Origin of the sequence: Phenylobacterium aquaticum (assembly GCF_947378715.1) — a bacterium.
GTDB lineage: Bacteria > Pseudomonadota > Alphaproteobacteria > Caulobacterales > Caulobacteraceae > Phenylobacterium > Phenylobacterium aquaticum_A.
On sequence record NZ_CANCLE010000156.1, the window covers coordinates 1 to 8988 of the forward strand.

7 protein-coding genes are annotated in these 8988 nt (G+C 68.0%); all 7 read left to right on the forward strand.

The window, feature by feature from the left end:
- The first annotated feature begins 266 nt into the window (after positions 1-266).
- The gene (locus tag Q7P21_RS16810) at positions 267-1310 is read left to right on the forward strand and encodes a rod shape-determining protein (RefSeq protein ID WP_304178012.1); all 1044 of its coding nucleotides are present in this window, start codon (positions 267-269) and stop codon (positions 1308-1310) included.
- Positions 1311-1369: 59 nt separating this feature from the next.
- Positions 1370-2545 carry a rod shape-determining protein MreC gene (mreC, locus tag Q7P21_RS16815; protein WP_304178014.1) on the forward strand — a complete coding sequence of 392 codons (1176 nt, stop codon included), beginning with the start codon at positions 1370-1372 and terminating at the stop codon, positions 2543-2545.
- Entirely contained in the window at positions 2542-3057 is a 516-nt protein-coding gene (locus Q7P21_RS16820; RefSeq protein ID WP_304170865.1) for a hypothetical protein, read from the forward strand. Before mreC ends, Q7P21_RS16820 begins: the two co-directional genes overlap by 4 nt.
- Positions 3058-3087: 30 nt before the next feature.
- Positions 3088-5037 (forward strand): penicillin-binding protein 2, encoded by a 1950-nt coding sequence (gene mrdA / locus Q7P21_RS16825; RefSeq protein ID WP_304170867.1) that lies wholly within the window; start codon positions 3088-3090, stop codon positions 5035-5037.
- Entirely contained in the window at positions 5034-6191 is a 1158-nt protein-coding gene (gene rodA, locus Q7P21_RS16830) for a rod shape-determining protein RodA (RefSeq protein ID WP_304170868.1), read from the forward strand. Before mrdA ends, rodA begins: the two co-directional genes overlap by 4 nt.
- A gap of 55 nt (positions 6192-6246) precedes the next feature.
- Positions 6247-7212, forward strand: coding sequence for an alpha/beta fold hydrolase (locus tag Q7P21_RS16835; RefSeq protein WP_304178016.1), 966 nt, complete (start codon positions 6247-6249; stop codon positions 7210-7212).
- Between the two features lie 104 nt (positions 7213-7316).
- On the forward strand, positions 7317-8988 hold a 1672-nt coding region (locus Q7P21_RS16840; protein WP_304178019.1), incomplete at its 3' end, for an AMP-binding protein.

Sequence of the window (8988 nt, forward strand, 5' to 3'; positions counted from 1 at the left end):
GCCCGGGCGAAGACTCGCCGCCGTGACTCCCTGTCCCGGGGAATCACATTGCCGAGATCAAGCTCACGGCTCTATTATCTCCTTGAAATCTGACCGTTAGCGGTGCACAGGGACCCGTCCGGTCGCCCTTCAATCTATGAGAGTCACGCGAGCGCATTGCGTCGGCTCGATTGCATGGGTTTCCCGGCCCGATCTGCCCTTTTCGACCTCACCCCAAGTCGCCCTCACCCGCTTCACAGCGCGTCTGCACCTCATCAAGGCCTTCCATGATCTCTTCGCTTTTCGGCGCCATCTCCAACGACATCGCCATCGACCTCGGCACCGCCAACACCCTCATCTACATGAAGGGCAAGGGCATCGTGCTGAATGAACCCTCGGTTGTGGCGCTGCGCAACGTCGGCGGACGCAAGGTTGTCCACGCCGTGGGTATAGAGGCCAAGCAGATGCTGGGCCGCACGCCCGGCCACATGGAAGCCATCCGCCCCATGCGCGACGGGGTCATCGCCGACTTCGAAGTCGCCGAGGAGATGATCAAGTACTTCATTCGCAAGGTTCACAACCGCAAGGGCTTCGTGAATCCCAAGGTGATCGTGTGCGTGCCGTCTGGCGCCACCGCCGTGGAACGCCGCGCGATCAATGACAGCTGCCTGAACGCCGGGGGCCGTCGCGTGGGCCTGATCGACGAGCCCATGGCCGCAGCCATCGGCGCGGGCCTGCCCATCCACGAGCCGACCGGCTCCATGGTCGTCGACATTGGCGGCGGCACCACCGAGGTGGCCGTACTGTCCCTGTCGGGCATCGTCTATTCGCGCTCCGTGCGGGTCGGCGGCGACAAGATGGACGAGGCGATCATCAGCTACATGCGCCGCAATCATAATCTGCTGGTCGGCGAGACCACCGCCGAGCGGATCAAGAAGGAAATCGGCACCGCCCGGGCGCCGGCCGACGGCGAAGGCCTGTCGATCGAGGTCAAGGGCCGCGACCTGATGCAGGGCGTGCCGCGCGAAGTGCGCATCAGCGAGAAGCAGGCCTCGGACTCGCTGTCCGAACCGGTCGGCCAGATCGTCGAGGCGGTGAAGATGGCGCTCGAAGCCACGCCGCCGGAACTGGCCTCCGACATCGCTGACAAGGGCATCATGTTGACCGGCGGCGGCGCTCTGCTGCGCGGCCTGGACGCCGAGATTCGCGACCACACCGGCCTGCCGGTGACCGTGGCCGACGACCCGCTGTCCTGCGTGGCGCTGGGCTGCGGCAAGGTGCTCGAACATCCCAAGTGGATGAAGGGCGTTCTTGAGTCCACCCTGGCGTAGAACTTGCTATTGAGCACCGGCGAGACGCGGGGGGCGTCTTTCTGGAGACGAGCAACTAGGTGGCGCTTCGAGACAGTCCGTTCGGTGAGCTCAAGGTCCCGCTGGCGCTGACCGCCGCGGTCGCCCTGCTTGTGGCCGTCGTCGTGGCCGTGGCCCTGCTGCTTTCCGATCGCCGCGAAACCTTCCAGACCGAGGCCTATGGGGTGACCCGCCAGGTCGGCGACGCCGTCGCCGTGCCGGTCAGCGGCGCGATCGCCGCGCCGGGACGCTGGGGCGGAGTGGGCCTGGAGAACCTGCGCGGCTATTTCTTCGCCGTTTCCGAGAACCGCCGGCTCAAGGCCGATTTGAAGGAAGCCCGGCAATGGCGCGATGTCGCCATCGCCCTGCGCGACACCAATGAACGCTACAAGACCCTGCTGGGCCTGAAGACCGAGCCACCGATCCCGATGGTCGCCGCCCGCACGGTGACGGACAGCCGAGGCCCGTTCGCCAACACGCGCCTGGCCAACGCCGGCAAGGAAAAGGGCGTGAAGGCCGGCAATCCGGTGATGAGCGAGAACGGCCTGGTCGGCCGGATCATCGGCGTCACCACCGGCGCCAGCCGGATCCTGCTGCTGACCGACGTCGCCTCGCGCACTCCGGTGATGATCGACCGCACCAATGCCCGGGCCATATTGACCGGAGACGGCGGCCCCAATCCCAAGCTCGACTATCTGCGCGGGCAGAACCCGGTGAAGGACGGCGACCGGGTCCTGACCTCGGGCGACGGCGGCGTGCTGCCGCGCGGCCTGCCGGTCGGCACGGCGGTCAAGGGCCTGGACGGCCGCTGGCGCGTGGTGCTGGCCTCCGACTCCGCCCCGATCGACTTCGTCCGCATCCTGCTGTTCCAGGACTTCTCCCAGCTGGCCAACGCCAAGGAGCTGGACCAGATGACCACGCCGCCCCCATCCTCGGGCTCGGCGAGCATTGGTCTGGTCAATCCGCCCCCTGCCGCGCCGCCGCCCGCGACGCCCGCTCCGACGGTCAAGCCCGCCGCCTTGGTCGCCAAGCCGCCCTCGCCCTCGCCGAAGCCGGCCATCGCCTCCTCCGGGACCAAGCCGGCCGCGACAGGACCAAGGCTGGCGACGACCCGGCCGGCCCCGGCGCGCAAGCCCGTCACCCCCGGCGCCGCACCGGTCGCCCAGGCGCCGATCGCCGCGCCGCCCGCGCCCGTCGATGCGGAGATCCCGCATTGAGCCTTTCGGCCGCCCGCCCGCTGGACCCCTGGCGCTGGCTTGGGCTGACCAGCCTTCAATGCGTGATCCTCACCCTGCTGTTCGGCGCGCCCATGCGGGTGTTCGGCCTGCAATTGCCCGAGCCGGTGTTCGCCATGATCCCGGCCTTCGCCTGGGCGGTGATCCGGCCCTCGATCATCGCGCCCTTCGCCTTGCTGTTCATCGGCGCCTTCACGGACATCTTCTGGGGGTCGCCGGTCGGCCTGTGGTCGCTGTCCCTGCTGGTCGCCTATGGAACGGTGCTGATCATGCGCAACATGCTGGTGGGGCAGAGCCGGCCGATGATGTGGGCGTGGTTCGCCGTGGCCTGCGCCATCGCCGAACTGGCCGGCTTCCTGTTCACCCGGCTCGACGCCCAGGCTTCACCGAGCCTGGTGGCTGTGTTCTGGCAATTCCTCGCCACAATCCTGCTCTATCCGTTCGCTCACCGCCTGATTGACCGGTTCGAGGATGCTGATGTCCGTTTCCGGTAAGGCGCGTGCGGCCATGAAGGCCCTGAGGTCATGAGCGAACCATCCATCTTCTTCACCGAGGTGAACGAGAAGCAGGGGGTCTTCCACCGCCGCACCTTCCTGATGGGCGGTCTGGCGGGGATCGGGCTCGCGGCCCTCGGCGGCCAGCTGGCCCACCTGCAGCTGGTCGAGGCCCAGCGCTACCAGAAGCTCTCGGCGTCCAACCAGTTCAACTACCGGCTTGTCCCGCCGCCGCGCGGCCTGATCGTCGACCGCACGGGCGTGGTCCTGGCCACCAACCGGCCGAACTTCCGCCTGCTCGTGGCGCGCGAGGAGGACAATGATCCCGCGACGATCCTGAAGAGCCTCGCCAATTTCGTGCCCCTGGACGACGCCCGCCAGGCGCGGCTGATCCGCGACATCGACCGCGCGCCCAAGCGGGTGCCGGTCTCGGTCATGGAGGACATGACCTGGGAGCAGTTCTCGGCGATCAATGTCCGCGCCCCGGAACTGCCCGGCGTCACCGCCGACATGGGCGAGGTGCGGGTCTATCCGCACGGTGGCGCCTTCGCCCACGTCATCGGCTATGTGGCCAAGGTCAACCGCGAGGACATGACGCCGACCGGCCCCAATGCAGAGCCGATCATGCTGCACCCCGGCTTCCGCATCGGTCGCCAGGGGGTGGAAAAGGCCTTCGACCTGGACCTGCGCGGCCGTCCTGGCGCCCAGAAGGTCGAGGTCGACGCCAAGGGCCATGAGGTCCGCCAGGATTCAGGCGGCGATATCGCCGCCGTGCCCGGCAAGCAGATCCAGCTGTCCCTCGACGCCGACATCCAGACCCGCGCTCTGGAGGTGTTCGGCGAGGAGAGCGGCGCGGCCGTGATGATGGATTGCCGGACCGGCGACGTGCTGTGCCTGGTCTCCGCGCCGAGCTTCGACGCCAACAGCTTCGTCCGGGGCCTGTCCGGGGCCGAGTACCGGGCCCTGTCCGACTATGAGCGCAAGCCGCTGTTCAACAAGGCGCTGACCGCCACCTATCCGCCGGGCTCGACCTTCAAGACCATGGTCGCGCTGGCGGCCCTGGAGGCCGGCGTCGATCCGGCCCAGACCTGCTATTGCGGCGGCGCCTGGCCCTATGGCGGCCGTATCTGGCACTGCGACAAGTCGCACGGCACCGTGGACATGCACCAGGCCATCGTCACCTCGTGCGACATCTTCTTCTATCAGACGGCGCTGAAGATCGGGCCGGACCTGATCGCAGCCACGGCCCGCAAGTTCGGCCTGGGCGAGACCTTCGACATCGGCATTTCCGGCCAGAAGCCGGGCCTGATCCCGGACCGGGCCTATAAGCGCCGCGCCTTCAAGAAGGATCCGGCCTGGCACCCGGGCGAGACCCCCAGCATGGGGATCGGCCAGGGCTATGTGAACGTCAACGCTCTGCAGCTGTGCGTCATGGTCGCGCGCTTGGCCAATGCCGAGAAAGCGTTACGGCCCAGGCTGGTGCGCTCCATCGGCGGCGTGCTGCAGCCGGCCGGCGACGCGGCGGGCGATCTGCCGGTCAACCGCGAGCATCTGCAATTCGTGCGCAACGCCATGGCGGCCGTGACCTCCGAAGGCACCGCCGCAGCCACGGCCCAGCTGGGGCTCGGCGACGTCAAGATGGCCGGCAAGACCGGCACCGCCCAGGCCCACACCTATCGCGAGGGCGAGCGGACCAGCAAGAGCCTGGCCTGGGACCGCAAGGACCACGCCTGGTTCGTGGCCTTCGCGCCCTATGATGATCCGCGCTACGCGCTCAGCGTGCTGGTCGAGCATGGCGGCTTCGGCGCCGCCGCCGCCGCGCCCCGGGCGCGGGAGATCATGCGGGTCGCCCTGCTGAAGGATCCGGAGATCCGCGCCCGGATCGAGAAGCCCACCCCCATGCCTGACATCCCCGATGTCGTGACCGACGGCGCCGCGCCGCCGGATCCGACCCCGGCGCCGCCTGGAACCCCCACATGACCGTCTCCGCCCTCACGCGGCCGGGCGAACGCGACCGGCTGATCGTCAAGTTCGCCGAGATCGACTGGCTGTTCTGCCTGGTCCTGTGCCTGATCGCCGGGGCCGGAGCCCTGATGATGTTTTCGATCGCGGGCTCCAACTGGCAGCCCTGGGCCGCCTCGCACCTGTTCAAGTTCGGCTTGTTCTTCGTGATGATGGTGGTCCTGGCGATGATCGACCTGCGGGTCTGGTTCGCGCTCGCCTACCCGATCTACTGGCTGGGCATGATCCTGCTGGTGGCCGTGGCGGTGGTGGGCGACGTCCGCCTGGGCGCCCAGCGCTGGCTGTCCTTCGGGCCGCTGGGCAGCTTTCAGCCCTCGGAGATCATGAAGCTGGGGATCGTGCTGGCCCTGGCCCGTTTCTATCACGGCATCTCGGCCGAGGACGCCAAGTTCTCCTGGTGGCTGCTGATCCCGGCGGTGATGATCGGGGCGCCGGTGCTGTTGGTGGCCCACCAGCCAGACCTGGGCACCGCCATATTGATCGCTGCGACCGGCCTGGCGGTGGTCGTGCTGGCGGGGCTGTCCTGGCGGGTGATCGCTGCGGGCGTGCTGGCCGCTGCCGTGGCCATCCCGCCGGCGGTGATGTTCGTGCTGCACGACTATCAGCGCAAACGCATCTTCACCTTCCTGAGCCCGGAGAACGATCCCTCGGGCTCCGGCTATCACATCCTGCAGTCCAAGATCGCGCTCGGCTCGGGCGGCCTCCTGGGCAAGGGCTATGGCCTCGGCTCCCAGAGCCAGCTGAACTTCCTGCCGGAAAAGCAGACCGACTTCATCTTCGCGACGCTCGCCGAGGAATTCGGGTTCATCGGCTGCGCCTCGGTGCTGTTCCTCTATGGGGCGCTGATCTTCATGGCGCTGCGGACGGCTTCTGTGGCCCACTCGCACTTCGGGCGGCTGGCGGCGGCGGGGACGACGGCGACCTTCGCTCTCTATGTGCTGATCAATGGGGCCATGGTCATGGGCCTGGCCCCCGTGGTCGGCGTGCCGATGCCGCTGCTCTCCTATGGCGGGACCGTGATGATGACGGTGATGATCGGCTGGGGCCTGGTGCAGTCGGTTCGCGTCCACCGCTATTCGGAAGTGACCAGCGGCAAGGGCGCCTTCCTCTAGGACATACTTGCGAAGCGCCGGCCGGCGACCCAGCATGGGCCGCGACGGAGGACGCATGACCGAATTTTCGATGATCGACGCCGGCGAGCTGAAGCTGCGCGCCGTGATCCAGGGGCAGGGGCCGCTGGTCATCATGGTCCATGGGTTCCCCGAGAGCTGGTACAGCTGGCGCCATCAGATCGGGCCGGTGGCCGAGGCCGGCTTCACCGCCTGCGCCATCGACGTGCGGGGCTATGGCGGCTCCGACAAGCCGCATCCGGTGGACGCCTATTCCCTCGCCCACATGGCCAATGACCTGGTCGGCGTCGCCGACGCCCTGCAGCCGGGCCAGCCCGCGATCCTGCTCGGCCACGACTGGGGCGCGCCGATCGTCTGGAACACGGCGCTCACCCGGCCAGACAAGTTCCGCGCCGTGGGCGCCCTGTCGGTGCCGCATCTGGGGGTCGGGACACGGTCATTCCGCGAGGTGTTCGACGCGCTGTTCACCGCCAAGAACCGCTTCTTCTACCAGGCCTATTTTCAGAAGGAGGGAGTGGCGGAAGCCGAGCTGGAGGCCAATCCCCGCGATTTCCTTCGCAAGTTCTACTACGCCATTTCCGGAGACGCGCCGGACGGGACCTGGCCCAACAACAAGACCGCCGACGCCAAGTTGCTGGAGGGGCTGGTCGATCCCGACCCGTTCCCCGCCTGGCTGACCGCCGCCGACCTCGACTACTATGTCGACGAATTCACGGCGTCGGGCTTCCGCGGCCCGATCAATCGCTACCGCAATCACGACCTGGACTTCGACTGGCAGCAGCAGTTCAAGGATCGCAAGATCGAGCAGCCGGCGCTGTTCATCGCCGGCAATCGGGACCTGGCCTTCAACATGCTGGGCGGGGCTGATCCGATCGAGTTGATGCGGCTGCAGGTCCCGCACCTGCAGGTCGCCGAGGTGCTGGACGGCTGCGGCCACTGGACCCAGCAGGAGCGGCCCGCCGAGGTGAACGCCCTGCTGATCCCCTGGCTCAAGGCCCTGTGACGGCCGGGTGTCACTGTCCGGCTTGCCAAACCTAGGGTAAGGGCGGTCATCCTTCGGCAAATCACAGGGCTCCCGTCAGAGGGGCCCGCCGGAGGAGAGACACCATGACCCCCGCGGACGATCAGGCCGCCGTGCGCGTCGCCGCCCCGCCCTTCAAGCCGCTTGCCCAGAAGCCGCCGTCGGTGACGGTGGAGCATCGGGCCGATGGCTCGATCCTGGTGACCTCAAAGCACGCGCCCGCCGAGGGGCCGCGCTCCATCGCCCAGCTGCTCGCCGACCGCGCCGCCGCCCACCCGGACCGGCCCTATCTGCATCAGCGCGAGCCGGGGCACGGACCCTGGCGCGGGGTGACCTATGGCCAGGCCAAGCAGGCCGCCGACTCCATCGCCCAATGGCTGATCGACCAGGGGCTGACCGCCCGCGACAGTGTCATGGTGCTGTCCGGCAACGGCCTGGACCACGGCCTCCTGATGCTGGGCAGCTATACGGCCGGCGTGCCGATCGCTCCGATCAGCCCGGCCTACAGCCTGATCTCCACCGACCACGCCAAGCTGAAGCACTGCTTCGCCACCGTGCGGCCCAAGGTGATCTACGCCCAGGATGGGGCGATGTTCGCCCGCGCCTTCGAAACCCTGCGCGCGCTGGACCCCACTCTGATCTTCGTGGTCTCCGACCATGCCGGCGAGGGGATGACCGACTTCACCGAGCTGATGAGCGTCAAGCCGATGCCGGCGGTGGAAGCCTCCCGCGCCCGGCTGGGCCATGACCACGTCGCCAAGTACCTGTTCACCTCCGGCTCGACCGGCATGCCCAAGGGCGTACCCCAGACCCATGGCATGATGGCCGGGGTGATCGCCGGCCAGGAGGGGCTGCGCACCGAATGGCCGGAGGAGGGCGAGGTCACCCAGTCGCTGGAGTGGATGCCCTGGAGCCATATCTCGGCCGGCAATATCAGCTTCAACGGCGTCCTCTGGGGCGGGGGCTCGCTCTATCTGGACGAGGGCAAGCCGATCCCCGGCATGTTCGAGACCACGATCAAGAACCTCTATGACGTCTCGCCGGCGGTGTTCGGCTCGGCGCCGATCGCCTTCGCCATGCTGGCCGAGGCCATGGAGAAGGACCCGATCCTGCGCGCCTCCTTCTTCAAGAACCTGAAATATATGGGCTATGGCGGCGCGACCCTGTCCAACGACATCTATGACCGCATGCAAGCGCTGGCCATCGCCGAGACCGGCCACCGCATGCCGCTGACCACCATGTATGGCGCGACAGAGACCCAAGGCATCACCGTGGTCCACTGGGCGACCGAGCGGGTCGGCCTGGTCGGCCTGCCGCTGCCTGGGATCACCCTCAAGCTCGTGCCCAACGGTGGCAAGCTGGAGGTGCGGGTCAAGGGCCCGACCGTCACCACCGGCTATCACAACGATCCGACCAAGACCGCAGAAGCCTTTGACGAGGAAGGCTTCTACAAGCTGGGCGACGCCGCCAAGTTCCTGAATCCCGACGATCCCAATGAGGGCCTGGTGTTCGACGGCCGGGTCACCGAGGACTTCAAGCTGGACAGCGGCACCTGGGTGTCGGTCGGCACCCTGCGGCCCGACGTCGTCGCCGCCGCGACCCCCTATCTGCAGGACGCGGTGATCGCCGGCCAGGACAAGCCGTTCATCGGCGTGCTCGCCTGGCCCTCCGCCGCCGGCATGGCTGCGGCCGCCGCCGCGCCAGGGGAGGGGACGCCGCTGGAGAAGCTGAGCGCGCTGGTCGCCGACAAGCTTGCGG

Excerpts from the sequence above, each read along its gene's own strand:
- Q7P21_RS16810 (WP_304178012.1), top strand. The coding sequence starts at position 267 with ATGATCTCTTCGCTTTTCGGCGCCATCTCCAACGACATCGCCATCGAC.
- mrdA (WP_304170867.1), top strand. The coding sequence starts at position 3,088 with ATGAGCGAACCATCCATCTTCTTCACCGAGGTGAACGAGAAGCAGGGG.
- rodA (WP_304170868.1), top strand. The coding sequence starts at position 5,034 with ATGACCGTCTCCGCCCTCACGCGGCCGGGCGAACGCGACCGGCTGATC.
- Q7P21_RS16835 (WP_304178016.1), top strand. The coding sequence starts at position 6,247 with ATGACCGAATTTTCGATGATCGACGCCGGCGAGCTGAAGCTGCGCGCC.